At 67.3% G+C, this 14,247-nt stretch carries 15 protein-coding genes; 2 read left to right on the top strand and 13 right to left on the bottom strand.

The window, feature by feature from the left end; translation table 11 throughout:
- Positions 1 to 2 precede the first annotated feature (2 nt).
- From IED13_RS19990 to IED13_RS20005, 4 genes are all read right to left on the bottom strand, one after another.
- On the bottom strand, positions 3 to 980 hold the full coding sequence (locus IED13_RS19990) for an NAD(P)H-dependent flavin oxidoreductase (protein ID WP_191125220.1): 978 nt from the start codon (positions 978 to 980) through the stop codon (positions 3 to 5).
- 17 nt (positions 981 to 997) lie between these two features.
- On the bottom strand, positions 998 to 1,870 hold the full coding sequence (locus IED13_RS19995; protein WP_038361085.1) for a branched-chain amino acid aminotransferase: 873 nt from the start codon (positions 1,868 to 1,870) through the stop codon (positions 998 to 1,000).
- Positions 1,871 to 2,058: 188 nt separating this feature from the next.
- A complete protein-coding gene (locus tag IED13_RS20000; RefSeq protein ID WP_112763293.1) occupies positions 2,059 to 2,376 on the bottom strand; it encodes an AzlD family protein in 318 nt (105 codons plus the stop codon).
- Positions 2,363 to 3,097: an AzlC family ABC transporter permease gene (locus IED13_RS20005; protein WP_112763292.1), complete on the bottom strand. Its 735-nt coding sequence runs from the start codon at positions 3,095 to 3,097 to the stop codon at positions 2,363 to 2,365. The genes IED13_RS20000 and IED13_RS20005 overlap by 14 nt, the downstream gene beginning before the upstream one ends.
- A 157-nt stretch (positions 3,098 to 3,254) precedes the next feature.
- On the opposite strand from IED13_RS20005, the gene IED13_RS20010 reads away from it, so the two are divergent.
- Positions 3,255 to 3,866: a 4'-phosphopantetheinyl transferase family protein gene (locus IED13_RS20010; RefSeq protein WP_191125221.1), complete on the top strand. Its 612-nt coding sequence runs from the start codon at positions 3,255 to 3,257 to the stop codon at positions 3,864 to 3,866.
- 3 nt (positions 3,867 to 3,869) lie between these two features.
- On the opposite strand, the gene IED13_RS20015 is transcribed toward IED13_RS20010, so the two are convergent.
- The 7 genes from IED13_RS20015 to pheS all read right to left on the bottom strand — a co-directional run bounded on the left by IED13_RS20015 (position 3,870) and on the right by pheS (position 12,446).
- Positions 3,870 to 4,613, bottom strand: coding sequence for a TerC family protein (locus IED13_RS20015; RefSeq protein WP_038361080.1), 744 nt, complete (start codon positions 4,611 to 4,613; stop codon positions 3,870 to 3,872).
- Between the two features lie 76 nt (positions 4,614 to 4,689).
- The gene (locus IED13_RS20020; protein WP_112763290.1) at positions 4,690 to 5,394 is read right to left on the bottom strand and encodes a TerC family protein; all 705 of its coding nucleotides are present in this window, start codon (positions 5,392 to 5,394) and stop codon (positions 4,690 to 4,692) included.
- Between the two features lie 90 nt (positions 5,395 to 5,484).
- Entirely contained in the window at positions 5,485 to 6,564 is a 1,080-nt protein-coding gene (locus IED13_RS20025; RefSeq protein WP_191125222.1) for a tartrate dehydrogenase, read from the bottom strand.
- A complete protein-coding gene (locus IED13_RS20030) occupies positions 6,561 to 7,472 on the bottom strand; it encodes an alpha/beta fold hydrolase (protein WP_191125223.1) in 912 nt (303 codons plus the stop codon). The genes IED13_RS20025 and IED13_RS20030 overlap by 4 nt, the downstream gene beginning before the upstream one ends.
- A 231-nt stretch (positions 7,473 to 7,703) precedes the next feature.
- Positions 7,704 to 10,127, bottom strand: coding sequence for a phenylalanine--tRNA ligase subunit beta (pheT, locus tag IED13_RS20035; protein WP_191125224.1), 2,424 nt, complete (start codon positions 10,125 to 10,127; stop codon positions 7,704 to 7,706).
- Positions 10,128 to 10,153: 26 nt separating this feature from the next.
- The gene (locus IED13_RS20040; protein ID WP_191125225.1) at positions 10,154 to 11,335 is read right to left on the bottom strand and encodes a ceramide glucosyltransferase; all 1,182 of its coding nucleotides are present in this window, start codon (positions 11,333 to 11,335) and stop codon (positions 10,154 to 10,156) included.
- Between the two features lie 28 nt (positions 11,336 to 11,363).
- A complete protein-coding gene (gene pheS / locus IED13_RS20045) occupies positions 11,364 to 12,446 on the bottom strand; it encodes a phenylalanine--tRNA ligase subunit alpha (RefSeq protein WP_191125226.1) in 1,083 nt (360 codons plus the stop codon).
- 210 nt (positions 12,447 to 12,656) lie between these two features.
- Here pheS and IED13_RS20050 point away from each other — a divergent pair, with 210 nt between their 5' ends.
- Positions 12,657 to 13,418, top strand: a complete 762-nt coding sequence (locus IED13_RS20050) for an LOG family protein (protein ID WP_208112863.1) — start codon at positions 12,657 to 12,659, stop codon at positions 13,416 to 13,418.
- Between the two features lie 163 nt (positions 13,419 to 13,581).
- Here IED13_RS20050 and rplT read toward each other — a convergent pair whose 3' ends face one another.
- Positions 13,582 to 13,956, bottom strand: a complete 375-nt coding sequence (gene rplT / locus IED13_RS20055; protein ID WP_038361064.1) for a 50S ribosomal protein L20 — start codon at positions 13,954 to 13,956, stop codon at positions 13,582 to 13,584.
- A gap of 28 nt (positions 13,957 to 13,984) precedes the next feature.
- The gene (gene rpmI / locus IED13_RS20060) at positions 13,985 to 14,185 is read right to left on the bottom strand and encodes a 50S ribosomal protein L35 (protein WP_038361062.1); all 201 of its coding nucleotides are present in this window, start codon (positions 14,183 to 14,185) and stop codon (positions 13,985 to 13,987) included.
- Positions 14,186 to 14,247 lie beyond the last annotated feature (62 nt).

A 14,247-nucleotide genomic window follows, 5' to 3' on the forward strand; every position in this document is an offset into this window, starting at 1 on the left:
TCTCAGCCGAGGAAGCGCCCTGCCCCGCCGAGCAGCGCAGCGGCCTCCTCGACCATCCGCTCGACGATCTCGCCGGCTGACGGCACATCGGCGATCAGCCCCGCCGCCTCGCCGAAGATCACGGCCGCCTTGTCGGGGTCTCCGGCCATGAAGGCCTCGCGATAGGCCGTAGCCTCTGTCGCGATCGCGGCCTTCAGCTCGTGATCGCGCCCGGCCCATTGCGCGATGAAGGCATTGTCCGCGACGCGGATGTCGAAGGGCTTCGGCCAGTCGAGCTGGCGGGCGATGTCGGGCAACGAGGAGCGCACCGTCCCATCGCCGGTGGCCGCGACGGCGGCGGCATGATGGCGCTCATGCACCAGCGCCTCGCGGCTCGCCCAGAAACGGGTGCCGACGAGCACGCCGTCCGCGCCCAGCATCAGCGCGGCGGCGAGCCCGCGCCCGTCGGCGATGCCGCCCGCGGCGAGAAGCAGCGTCTGCGGGCTCTCGCGGGCGATGAGATCGGCCGCTTCGGGCACGAAAGGCAAGGTTGCGCGGCGCGCGCCGTGGCCGCCTGCCTCGGCGCCTTGGGCGACGATGATCGCGGCACCGGCCTCCAGACCCTGCCGGACATGCTGCAATGACTGGCACTGGCAGATCAGCGGCACGCCCGCCGCCGCGATCTCGGTGGCGAAGGGGCGCGGATCGCCGAAGGACAGCATCAGGACGGCAGGCTTATGCGCCAGCGCCTGCGTCAACAGCTCCGGCCGCTTCGCCATTGACCAGGTGATGAAGCCGCAGCCGGTCTGGGTGTTGCCGGCGGCGGCGAATTGCTGATCGAGCCACGTAGCATCGCCATAGCCGCCGCCGATCAGGCCAAGCCCGCCCGCCCGCGTCACGGCGGCGGCAAGCGCCCCGCCGCCTGCCAGCGCCATCGGCGCCGACAGGATCGGGTGGGCGATGCCGAGCCGCTCGGTCAGCCGCGTGGCGAGGCGCGCCATGGCCAGTTCCTACGGCCTCAGGCGGCCTTCGCCTTGCTGTGCGCGAAGTCCATGTAGAGCTCGCGCGCCTTGCGGAAGAGCGGGCCGGGCTGGAGCACGCGGTCGTCGATGCGGATCACCGGCATGCATTTCGAGTAATTGCCGGAGATGAAGATCTCGTCGGCCGTCTCGAAATCCTCGTAGCGCAGGCTGCACTCCTCGACCGGCACGCCGTTCTCGCGCAGCAGCCTGATGACGCGCTGGCGGGTGATGCCGTTCAGGAAGGTGCCGTTCGGGACCGGCGTCTTCACCACGCCGTCCTTGGCGAGGAAGATGTTGGAGGTCGCCGTCTCCGCGACATGGCCGAGCATGTCGAGCACCAGCGCGTTGTCGAAGCCGGCGGCCTTGGCGGCCTTCAGGATGCGGGCATTGTTCGGATAGAGACAGCCGGCCTTGGAATCGGTCGGGGCGGTCTCGAAGGTCGGACGGCGATAGATGCCCTTGGTGACGGAGAAGCCATTCGTCGGCTGCGGCATCGCCGCCTCGAACAGGCAGAGCGCGAACTGGGTCGAATCCGGATCGGGCATGATGGTCGAGGGGCCGTCGGCCTCGGCCCAGTACATCGGCTTGACGTAGAGCGCCGTGCCGGGAGCGAATTTCTTCGCGCCCTCATACATCTTCTCGACGATGAAATCCGGGGTCACGGTGGGCTCGAGGCCGAGCGCCACGGCGGAGCGGTTCACGCGCGCGGCGTGCAGGTCGATGTCGGGGGCGACGCCGTCGAAATAGCGGCCGCCGTCAAAGACGGAGGAGGACTGCCAGAGAGCATGGCTGCGCGGGCCGACGAGGCCGGGGTTGCCCTCATGCCAGGCTCCGTCGAACCAGGTCCAGGTCTGAGAATACCATGCCATGACGGCGCTCCGTTTCAGTCGTTTTTGCTAAGCCGCACCGTCCTCCCGCCGCCACGCGCCGTCAACAGCCAGCCGGACATGGCGCGATGACGGGATGTGATGGAAGCCATCGGGCGGGGTGATGGGTCAGGTCTTGGTTTGCCGCATTGTCTTCACGCGAACCGGTGTCCACTTCGCTCGAAAATGCTCTAGAAGCCGAAGAACCGCGCCGCCGAGATCATCGCCATGCCGGTGAGCAGCGCGACGAGTTCGCTGCGGGTCACGAACATCGCGCCGATGGCGGCGAGCAGCGCCACGGCCGCGGCGAGGCCGAGCCGCTCGATCAAAGGCAGCACGGTCGCGACCACGATCGAGCCGGGCAGCGCGGCAAGGCCGCGCCGGACATGCGGCGTCAGCGGCACGAAGCTCATCAGCACCACCCCTGCCAGCCGGCAGAGATAGGTCGCCATCGCCATGGCGCCGATGGCGATGAAGGCGCCCCAGGGGCCGGGATCAGACAGCGTCATCGCGGAACGCCCCCGTGACGGCGCCAGCGAGGGAGCCGGCGATGATGAAGGCGTAGCCGTCGACGAGCTTCGCCGTCAGCAGGGCGACCATACCGGCGACGACCCAGGGAACGGCAGCGCGCCGGCCGCGCCAGAGCGGCACGATCATCGCCGCGAAGAAGATCGGCATGACGAGGTCGATGCCGTAACGGCGCGGATCGGAGACCAGGGCGCCCAGCATGTGGCCGGGAACCGTGGCGAGAACCCAGACGACCCAGAGCCCGAGGCCCGCCCCGACCACAACGCCGAGATCACGCCCGCCCTCGGCCTGATAGCGCGTGCCGATCAGCCAGTTCGCATCGGTGAAGAAGAACAGGTGGAAGGCGTTCAGCCCCTTGGGATAGCGCGCGAACCAGGGCTGCAGCGAGGCCCCCTGCAGGATCGAGCGGGCATTGACCGTGGCGGTGACCACCGCCAGCCCGACGATGGCGCCCCAGCTCCATTCCGGCCGCCACAGCTCCATCGCCACGAGCTGCGAGACGCCGCCATAGACCAGGGCGCTCATCAGCAGCGTCTCGACGAGGCTCATGCCCTTGGCCGAGGCGGCGGCGCCGAAGGCCACGGCGAAGACGACGATGCCCGGCAGCAGCACGGAAACCTTGCGCAGGCCGAGCAGCATGCCCTGTGCCGTGAAGGGAGCAACATTGCCCGCCAATGGCGGTTCGGTATCGTGTGACTGCATGGTCTTTCCAAAGGCCGAAGGCGCCGTCGGGTCAACGCATGCCGGCTGCACCTGCGCATGTGCCCCATGCAAGGCGGAGGCCGATGGGGCAGGACGCGGTCCGGATATCGGCCCGCGCACGTGGTGACGGGATAAGCCGCATGCCATAGTCCGGCCCATGCATTGGCTCCGTTCGACCGAGGCGACCGCGCCCACCTACCCGGCCGTCTGGCTGGTGGCGACGCCGCAGCGGCCGCGCAACCTGACGGAGCGCTCGACACTCCGGCGCGAGACGGCACGGGCCATCCTGGCGCGGCAGCTCGGCCGCCCTGCGGCTGAAATCGCCATCGCTCATGATTCCGCCGGCCGGCCGCTGCTGGCGACGGCGCTGGAAACGGACCTGCAGATCTCGCTTGCGACACGGGCGGGCGTCATCGCCATCGCGCTCGCGCAGGCACCCGTCGGGGTTGATGTGGAACGGGTCGATCCGGCCGGCGTCATTCCGCGCGAAGCCCTGCATCGCGATGAATGGCGGATGCTGGAGGAGAGCGAACCTTCGCTTCGCGCCCTCGCCTTCGCCCGGCTCTGGGCGGCGAAGGAGGCCTATGTCAAAGCGCTCGGAACCGGATTCGTCCGGCCGCCCGAAAGCTTCGCGATCTTACTCATCTCGCCCGAACGCTTCCGTGTCCACGATCCGTTGCGGGGCATGGCAGAAGGCGCGCTCGTCACCATCGAAAACGGCGGCCAGGAGATCCTGGCCGCCGCGGCGATCGTTCTGGATGGCGCCTGAAGCTCAGCCCGGCTGGTCGGCAGGCTTGCGCTTGAGAAGGTAGCCGACAGCGCAGACGAAGGCTGCGCCGACGACCGCCGCTCCGTAAAAGACCGTCTTGTTCGTCGCCAACCCGACCGGATGTGTGTCGGACACCGGAACGGTCTGGACCCAGCTCGGGATGGCGGTCTGGAGCCATTGCAGCACGGCGATGTCGCTGACCAGCATCTCGCCGGCGATCCAGCCGAGCAGGCCGGCGCCGAACCAGACCAGGATCGGGAAGCGTTCGAGGACCTTCGAGAGGACGTTCGCGCCGAAGATGATCAGCGGAATGGTCAGCAGCAGGCCAAAGATGAAGAGCTCGAAATGGCCGCGCGCCGCCGCGGCGATGGCGAGCACGTTGTCGAGGCTCATCACCGCATCGGCGATGGCGATGGTGCGCACCGCCTTCCAGAGATTGTCGCTGGCCGCGATATCGCTATGGGCTTCCTCCTCGCCCTTGGCGAGCTTGATCGCGATCCAGAACAGCAGCAGCCCGCCGACGACCTTCAGGAAGGGGATGTTGAGCAGATAGGACACCACCACCGCGAAGAGGATGCGCAGGCCCACGGCGGCACCGGCGCCGAGCAGGATGCCCAGCTTGCGCTGCTTCTCCGGCAGCGAGCGCACCGCCATCGCAATGACGATGGCGTTGTCGCCGGAGAGCAGGAGGTCGATCCAGATGATCTGGAGCAGCGACACCCAGAAGGTCGAAGATGAGAAATCCATGTGTCGGTCAGTCCTTCAAGCCGTTCCAGCAGAAGCGCGCAGCGGCACCGCGCCGGAATTGCATCAAAACAATCGGTTAGTGTGCCGGGTCCGGCCGGCGCGATTTGATGAGATAGCCAAGTCCGAGCACGAGCAGCGCACCGAGGATGGCGACGGGGTATTCGAGCTGGTGCAGCAGTTCCGCGCCGAAGCGGGTCACCAGCCAGGGGTCGCTGTCGAGCATCTCGCCCGCCACCCAGCCGAGCAGGCCCGCGCCGGCCCAGACCAGGATCGGGAAGCGGGTCAAGAGATTGGTGATCAGCGAGGCGCCGACCACGATCAGCGGGATCGAGATGACGAGGCCGACGATCAGCAGCGGCATGGAATCGCGCGCCACGCCGGCGATGGCGAGGACATTGTCTAGGCTCATGACGATGTCGGCGATCGCGACCGTCTGCACGGCTTTCCAGAGCTTACTGCTGGCGGCGATGGAATCCTCGTCCTGCCCCTCATCCTCGACGAGAAGCTTCACCGCGATCCAGATCAGCAAACCGGCGCCGACGATGCGCAGGAAGGGCATGCTCAGCAGGGACGCGATGACCACCGTGAAGGCGATCCGCAGCACCACGGCCACCGCCGCGCCGAGCGCGATGCCCTTGGTGCGCTGCTCCGGCGCGAGCGCCCGGCAGGCCAGCGCGATCACGACGGCATTGTCACCCGAGAGGATGACATTGAGCAGGATGATCTCGAAGAGCTTGCCCCAGAGCAGGGGATCGCCCAGCGAAAACGACGTCAGATCCATGGTCGCGCGACTTTCCTCGTCTGCCCCGGCCGCTTCCGGCTTCGTTTGCCCCAATCGGCGCGGCCAGGGCCGCGCCGCCCTTTTTCTCGCTCAGCCGAGCGCCTGCTCGACCGCCTTGCCGGCAGCTTCGGTACCGAGCGGGCCGCCGAGATCACGTGTCCGCGTCCGCGCGTCGCCGAGCGCCCGCTCGATCGCCGCCTCGATGCCCTTGGCGGCCTCGTGCTCGCCGAGATGATCGAGCATCATCGCACCCGACCAGATCATGCCGACCGGGTTGGCGATGCCTTGCCCCGCAATGTCCGGCGCCGAGCCATGGACCGGCTCGAACAGCGAAGGATGATCACCGGTCGGGTTGATGTTGCCCGACGGCGCGATGCCGATGGTGCCTGTGCAGGCCGGGCCGAGATCGGAGAGGATGTCGCCGAAGAGGTTCGAGGCGACGACCACGTCGAAGCGGTCCGGGTTCAGCACGAAATGCGCGGTCAGGATGTCGATATGGTACTGGTCGACGGCGACGCCCGGATAGTTCTTGGCCATCTCCTTCACCCGCTCGTCCCAGTAGGGCATGGTGATCGAGATGCCGTTGGACTTGGTGGCCGAGGTCAGCTTCTTGCGCGGGCGGCGCTGGGCGAGCTCGAAAGCGTATTTCAGCACGCGGTCGACGCCGACACGGCTCATCACCGTCTCCTGGATGACGATCTCGCGCTCGGTGCCGGCATACATGCGCCCGCCGACCGAGGAATACTCGCCCTCAGTGTTCTCGCGCACGACGAAGAAGTCGATGTCGCCCGGCTTGCGGCCCACGAGCGGGCCCGGAACGCCCGGCATCAGGCGGACGGGGCGCAGATTGACGTATTGGTCGAACTCGCGCCGGAACAGCAGCAGCGAGCCCCAGAGCGAGACGTGGTCCGGCACCTGCTGGGGCATGCCGACCGCGCCGAAATAGATCGCGTCGTGGCCGCCGATCCTTTCCTTCCAGTCGTCCGGCAGCATCTTGCCGTGCCTGGCGTAGTAGTCGCAGGAGGAGAAATCGAACTCGTCGAGACGCAGCTCGAAACCGAACTTCTTCGACGCCGCCTCCAGCACGCGCAGCCCCTCGGGCATGACCTCCTTGCCGATGCCGTCGCCGGGGATGACGGCGATACGATAGACGCGATTGGTCCCGGTCATGCTGCTTCTCCGAAGAAGGCCTGGAACTCCGCGGCGACGAGGTCGGGGACCTCCTCCGCGAGATAGTGGCCGCCCGGTAGGGCATGGCCGCGCACATCCTGCGCACGCTCGCGCCACAAGGCGAGAGGGTCGAAGCATTTGCCGATGATGCCGTTGGCGCCCCAGAGCGCGAGCAGCGGCTGGGTCAGCTTGCGGTCCCCATCCTCGTCGTCATGGCGGATGTCGATGGTCGCGGCGGCGCGATAATCCTCGCAGGAGCCATGGATCGTCGCAGGATCGGCGAAGCAACGCAGGTAATGGGCGAGCGCTTCCGGCGCGAAGGGCGTCATCCCGGCCGAGCCGGAACCGCATTTCTTGCGCCAATAGGCTTCCGGATCCGCGCCGATCATCCGTTCCGGGAAGGGCGCGGGCTGGATCAGGAAGAACCAGTGCCAATAGGCGCGGGCGAAAGCGTCGGTGGTGTTGGCATACATCTCCCGCGTCGGGGCGATGTCGAGCGTGGCGAGGCGGATGACGCGCTCGGCATGGTCGAGCGCCAGGCGATGGGTGACGCGGGCGCCGCGATCATGCGCGCCGACGAAGAAGCGCTCGTGACCCAGCGCCGTCATCACCTCGGCCATATCCTGCGCCATGGCGCGTTTGGAATAGGGCGCGTGCCCGGCGTCGGTCGGCGGCTTCTCGCTGTCGCCATAGCCACGCAGGTCGGCGCAGACGAGCGTGAAACGGTCCTTCAGCCGTGCCGCGACCTTGTGCCAGAGCGCATGGGTCTGCGGGTAGCCATGCAGCAGCAGGAGTGGCGGCCCCTCGCCGCCGGTGCGCACACGGATGCGCGCGCCCGATGTCGCGACGTCGAGCAGGCGGAAGCCGGGGAACAGATTGTCCGTGACGGGGCGTTCGGTGAGAGTCATCAGTCAGCGAAATTGCAACAATCCGGTGCCGATACTCCGAATGCGCAGGGTTTTCTGCCGCTGATTATTACATAATCATGGTCAATGGTCAGAGACTGTTGGCCCCGACGTCATTCTCGGGCGCCGCGCAGCGGGGACCCGAGAATCTCCTGCCGAAGAGAGCAGGTGAGCCTCATCCTGCGCGAGATGCTCGGGTCAAGCCCGAGCATGACGTGCGTTGGATGGCGGGCATCAGCCCCTGAGCGTCGCCCCGTAGCGCTTGGCCATCTCGGCGACGATCTTGCTGCCGACGGCCTCGATTTCCGCCTCGGTCAGCGTCTTCTCGACCGGCTGGAGCGTCACCGCCAGCGCGACCGACTTCTTGCCGGTCTCGACGCCCTGCCCCTCATAGAGATCGAAGACGCCGACATTGGCGATCAGCGCGCGGTCGGCGCCCTGCGCCGTCTTCATCATGTCGCCGGCCGCCACCGCCTTGTCGACGATGAAGGCGAAGTCACGCGTCACCGGCTGGAAGTCCGAGAGCGCAAGCTTCGGCTTGACCTTGGTCGGCTTGTACTTGGGCAGCGGCAGCGCATCGAGATGGATCTCGAAGGCGACGAGCGGTCCCTTGGCGTCGAGCGCCTTGAGGATCTTCGGATGCACCTCGCCGAAGGCGCCGATGACGCCCTTCGGGCCGAACTGGAGGGTCGCCGAGCGGCCGGGATGGGCCCAGCCGGGACCGCCCGCGACGATCTGCAAGCCGCCGGTCGGCACGCCGAGAGCGGAGAGCAGGCCGAGCGCATCGGCCTTGACGTCGAAAGCGTCGACGGCCTTGGCGCCGCCGTCCCAGTGGCGGCCGACACCGTCAAGCTTGGCCGTGCCGCGGCGCAGGCCGGTGGCGGCGATGAGCTGGCCTTCCGGTTCGTCGCTGAGGAAGATCTGGCCGACCTCGAACAGAGCGACATCCGGGAAGCCGCGATCGGCATTGTTCTGCGCGGCGCGGATCAGCCCCGGCAGCAGCGAGGGCCGCATATCGGAGAGATCGGCCGCGATCGGGTTGGCGAGCGCGAGCTTGCGCGAGCCGCCGCCGAAGAGCTTCGCCTGATCATGCGAGATGAAGGACCAGGTCACGGCCTCGACGAGGCCGCGCGCGGCCAGCGTGCGCTTGGCGGTGCGGGTGCGCTTCTGCAGCACGGTCAGGACGGGCTTGACGACCTCGCCCTTGATGCGCGGCAGCGGCGTCGAGATGACGCGGTCGAGCCCGGCGATGCGCACGATCTCCTCGACGAGATCGGCCTTGCCGCCAACATCGGCGCGCCAGGAGGGGGCTGCGACCTTGACCCGCTCGCCCGCGCCCGAGACGTGGAAGCCGAGCGAGGTGAGCGCCAGCTTCATCTCGACCTGCGGCAATTCGAGCCCGGTCAGGCGCTTCACCTCCGACCAGGGGAAGTCGATCGCGGCCGGGCTTTCCGGCAGTTCGCCGACGAATTCCATCTCGGAGGCCTCGCCACCGCAGAGCTCGATCACCAGCGCCGTCGCGAGGTCGAGGCCGGGCCGGGTGAAGTCGGGATCGACGCCGCGCTCGAAGCGATAGCGCGCATCCGAATTGATGCCGAGCGCGCGACCGGAGCGGGCGATGTTGAGCGGGTCCCAGAGCGCGCTCTCGATCAGCACGTCGGTGGTCGCCTCGCTGCTGCCCGAGGCCTCGCCGCCCATGATGCCGGCGAGCGACTCGACGCCGTGCTCGTCGGCGATCACGACCTGCTCGTCGGTCAGCGTATAGGTCTTGCCGTCGAGCGCGAGAATGGTCTCACCGGCCTTGGCGCGGCGGACGGTGAGGTTGCCCCTGACCTTGGCGGCGTCGAAGACATGCAGCGGCCGGTTGCGGTCGAGCGTCATGAAATTGGTGATGTCGACCAGCGCGTTGATGGGCCTGAGGCCCACGGCGCGCAGACGTGCCTGCAGCCAGTCCGGCGACGGGCCGTTCTTCACGCCCCGCACGAGGCGTAGCGCGAAGGCCGGGCAGAGCTTTTTGTCTTCCTCGGCGAAGTCGATGACGACCTTGACCGGGCACGGGAAGGAGCCGCGCACCGGCGGGATGGCTTGCGTCTTCAGCTTGCCGAGGCCGGCGGCGGCGAGGTCGCGGGCGATGCCGGCGACACCCAGCGCATCCGCCCGGTTCGGCGTCACCGCGATCTCGATGACGGCGTCGTCGAGCCCGGCGTAGACGGCATAGGGCTGGCCGACCGGCGCATCGGCCGGCAGTTCGATGATGCCGTCATGGTCCTCGGAGAGTTCCAGCTCGGCTTCCGAAACCAGCATGCCGTTCGACTCGACGCCGCGGATGACGCCCTTGCCGAGCGTGATCTTCTTGCCGGGAATGTAACTGCCCGGCGGCGAGAACACGCCCTTCATGCCGGTGCGGGCGTTCGGCGCGCCGCAGACGACCTGCACGGGCTCGCCCGTGCCGGTGTCGACCATGCAGACGCGCAAGCGGTCGGCATTCGGGTGCTGCTTCGCCTCGATGACATAGGCGATGGTGAAGGCCGAGAGCGCGGCGGCGCGATCCTCGATCGCCTCGACCTCCAGGCCGATGCGGGTCAGGGCATCAGTGATCTCCGCAACGGAGGCGTCGGTGTCGAGATGCTCTTTGAGCCAGGAGATCGTGAACTTCATCGTCTTATCGGATCAGCTTTGCCGGATCAGTCGGAAATCTTCGCGCGCGCCGCCGAGAGCGCCGGCGCGGTGTCGTTGAGCTCGTTGGTGCCGTCGGTGCGGATCTTCATGGCGTTGCCACGCCAGCTCACCTCGCCGCCGACGAAGGCATAGGCCCAGATGCCGGGAAAGGCGATGTCGCGCACCAGCATGGCGAAGGGCGAGCGCCAGTTCAGGAACCAGCCGACACCGGCCGACAGAACGATCTCGCCGAGATACCAGAGCACCAGCACGGCGAGCGGCCCGAGCCAGACCGGCAGGCCGTAGCCGAGGCAGGCGAAGGCAGCCAGCAGGACCGGCAGCAGCGGAGCCGAGAGGATCTCGATCGCGAAGAAGGGCAGGAAAGTGACGCGGCGCAGGCGGGCCCAGCGGAACTGGCGCTGCACCGCATCGGCGATGCGGCGCGGGCCCAGCGGCTGCTCGAAGGGCTGGCCGACGAGATGGACATGCTTGCCGGCGCTGCGCACGAGCTTGGTGGCGGCGGCATCCTCCGCGATCTCGGCGCCCAGCGCGGCGATGCCGCCGCGCGCGTCGAGGAAGGGCTTGTTCCAGAGCATCGACTTGCCCTGCGCGAAGCCCAGCCCCAGCGCCTCGCCGACATATTGCCAGCGCGCCTGGAAGGCGTTGAGGAAGGCGCATTCGACCTCGGCCCCGAAGCTCTGCGGCCGCGAGCCTGCCGGCGTCGAGCAGACGAGGCCGGTTTCGGGACGCCAGGCGGCCAGCATGCGCTGGATGTAGTCCTTCGGCATCAGCACGTTGGAATCGGCGAGGATGACCCAGTCGGTCGTCGCCGCCTCCCAGCCGCGCACGCAGTTGTTGAGCTTGGGATTGGCGCTGACGACGACGTCGCCGACGATCAGCCTGACCTTGTCGGCGCCGTAGCGTGCGATCATCTCCTCGATCAGCGGAACGATCGGGTCGTCGCCATCGGCAACGCAGAAGATGGTGCTGTAGCTGGGGTAGTCGAGCTCGAGCCCGGAGACGGCCGTCTCGCGGCTGAAAGCCTCGATGCCGCGCACCGGCCTGACGATGGTGACCGGCGGCAGGTCCGCGAGCACGGCCGAGCGCTGCAGAGGCCGGCGCAGCCGCCAGAGCGCGATGGCCTGGCCCGCCAGGTTCACCGCGACCAGCAGCACGGCCAGTCCAGCCGCCCAGCCCGCAGCCGTCATCGCGCCCTCCCCTGCCCGGCCCGCATCGTCATGAGGAGAGGCCGCCCGTCAGCGTCGGCAGGTCGAGCGGGCGGAAGCCGTAATGCGCGAGCCAGCGCACATCCGCCTCGAAGAAGGGGCGCAGATCGGGCATGCCGTATTTCAGCATGGCGATGCGGTCGATGCCCATGCCCCAGGCGAAACCCTGATAGACGTCCGGATCGAGCCCGCAATTCTTCAGCACGTTCGGATGGACCATGCCGCAGCCGAGGATCTCCAGCCAGTCGTCGCCCTCGCCGAAGCGGATCTCGCCGCCCTTGCGCGAGCACTGGATGTCGACCTCCATCGAAGGCTCGGTGAAAGGGAAGAAGGACGGGCGGAAGCGCATCTTCACATCGTCGATCTCGAAGAACGCCTTGCAGAACTCCTCGAGCACCCACTTGAGGTGGCCGAGATTGGCCTTCTTGTCGATGACGAGCCCCTCGACCTGATGGAACATCGGGGTGTGGGTCTGGTCGGAATCGTTGCGATAGGTGCGGCCCGGGCAGATCACGCGGATCGGCGGCTCCTGCGCCAGCATGGTGCGCACCTGCACCGGCGAGGTGTGGGTGCGCAAAAGCTTGCGCTCGCCATTCGCATCCGGCGCGAAGAAGAAGGTGTCGTGCATCTCCCGGGCGGGATGGCCGACCGGGAAGTTCAGCTTGGTGAAGTTGAGATCGTCGGTCTCGACATCCGGCCCCTCGGCGATGGCGAAGCCCATATCGCCGAAGATCGCGGTGATCTCGTCGATGACCTGGCTGATCGGATGGATGCGTCCGCGCGCCTCCGGGCCATCCTGGACCGGCAGCGAGACGTCGACCCGCTCTGAGCTGAGCCGCGCATCGAGCGCCGCCTCGCCAAGTGCTTCCTTGCGCGCCGCGATCGCGCCCTGGACACGATCGCGCAGGCCGTTGATCAGCGGGCCCTTCTCCTTGCGCTCCTCCGGCGTCATCGCGCCCAGCGTCTTGAGCAGCGCCGAGATCGAGCCCGACTTGCCGAGCGCCGCGATACGCAGTTCCTCGATGGCCGCCTCGTCGGCGGCAGAATCGATCGCGCCGAGGAGGTCGCGTTCCAGAGTGGCGATATCGGTCATGAACGGGTCGCAACGTGTTGAAGGCGTGGGGACGGCGCGTTCTTAGATTATCGAGCCAGAAAGTGAAACGCTTTTCGGGATAGCGGATGACGGAGAAATGAAACGCCAAACAGTGATTATCTTCGCGATTCGCGAAACATTCCCGTACCGGATTTCTCGGGTAAGCGGTTTCGCTTCCCGGTCCGAAACATGCCGACCCAGGACAATGCCATGCCCGACAGCACCGCCCAGAAGGAATCCCCCTCCTACCGGCTCGCGGCCCTCGACCCCGATTTTCTCCTCGGCGATTCGATGCGCGGCGCCCGCTTCATGCTGGAATACCAGAAGGCGGAAGATCTGCTGCGGGCGCGCGGCATCGTCTCGACCATCGTCGTCTTCGGCTCGGCGCGGGTGCGGGAGGGCAATCGCTGGTACGAGGCGGCACGCGAGTTCGCGCGCATCGCCTCCGAGCGCGGCGGGGCGCTGGCGCCCAAGGATGCCGGCCGGAACCACGTCATCGCCACCGGCGGCGGCCCCGGCATCATGGAAGCCGCCAATCGCGGCGCGACCGAAGCCGGCGCCCTCTCGATCGGCTTCAACATCACCCTGCCGCATGAGCAGGAGCCCAACGCCTGGTCGACGCCGGATTTGACCTTCCGCTTCCACTATTTCGCGATGCGCAAGATGCATCTAGCGATGCGGGCCGCCGCGCTGGTGGTGTTTCCCGGCGGATTCGGCACGCTCGACGAATTGTTCGAGATCATGACGCTGGTGCAGACGGGAAAGATGGGCCGCGTGCCGATCGTGCTGTTCGACTCGGCGTATTGGAAGGGGCTGCTCAACCTCGACACGATGGCGCAGGCCGGCTTCATCCGCCCGGAGGACCTGAAGCTGTTCGCTTATGCCGACACGCCGGAAGCGGCATATCAGTGCATCGTCGACGGCGCCGGCGATGGCTGGGCCTCGCCGGGGAATGGCAGCGTACAGACGTGACGGGAGCCGTCATGCTCGGGCTTGACCCGAGCATCTCTCGCCGGAGAGGCCGCTCCGATGCCGCGCCTCCTCCCAGCGGAGATTCTCGGGCCTCATCGCCATCACCAAAGAAAAAGGCCGGCGTTTCCGCCGGCCTTCTCCAAATCAGATCGGTCCGAACCGCTCAGGCGGCCTGGGCCTGCGCGCCCAGCGCGCCCTTGACGGTCTCGACCACGGCGGTGAAGGAGGCCGCGTCGTCGATCGCCATGGCGGAAAGGGTCTTGCGGTCGAGCTCGATGCCGGCCTTGATCAGGCCGCCGATGAAGACCGAATAGGTCAGGCCGTGCTCGCGGACCGCGGCGTTGAGGCGCTGGATCCAGAGCGCGCGGAAGGAGCGCTTCTTGTTCTTGCGGTCGCGATAGGCGAACTGCATCGAGCGATCGACGGCCGCCTTGGCGGCGCGGATCGTGTTCTTGCGGCGGCCATAGAAGCCCTTGGCGGCCTTGAATGTCTTCTTGTGCTTGGCGTGGGACGTTACGCCCCGTTTCACGCGAGCCATGTCATGATCTCCGGACTATCAGGTGGCGTCAGCCGTTGGGGAGGAAGTACTTCTTCACGTTGGCCGCATCACCCTCGAACAGGGTGGTGGTGCCGCGGTGATTGCGGATCTGCTTGTTGGTCCGCTTGATCATCCCGTGACGCTTGCCGGCCTGGGCGTAGAGCACCTTGCCGGTACCGGTGATCTTGAACCGCTTTTTGGCGGCCGATTTGGTCTTCATCTTGGGCATTTCAGCTCCTATCGGTCATAAGGCCAGCGCGCCTTGCGGCGGCTTTGCCAATGTCTTGCTTT

It is taken from the genome of Allobosea spartocytisi, assembly GCF_014764685.1.
GTDB lineage: Bacteria > Pseudomonadota > Alphaproteobacteria > Rhizobiales > Beijerinckiaceae > Allobosea > Allobosea spartocytisi.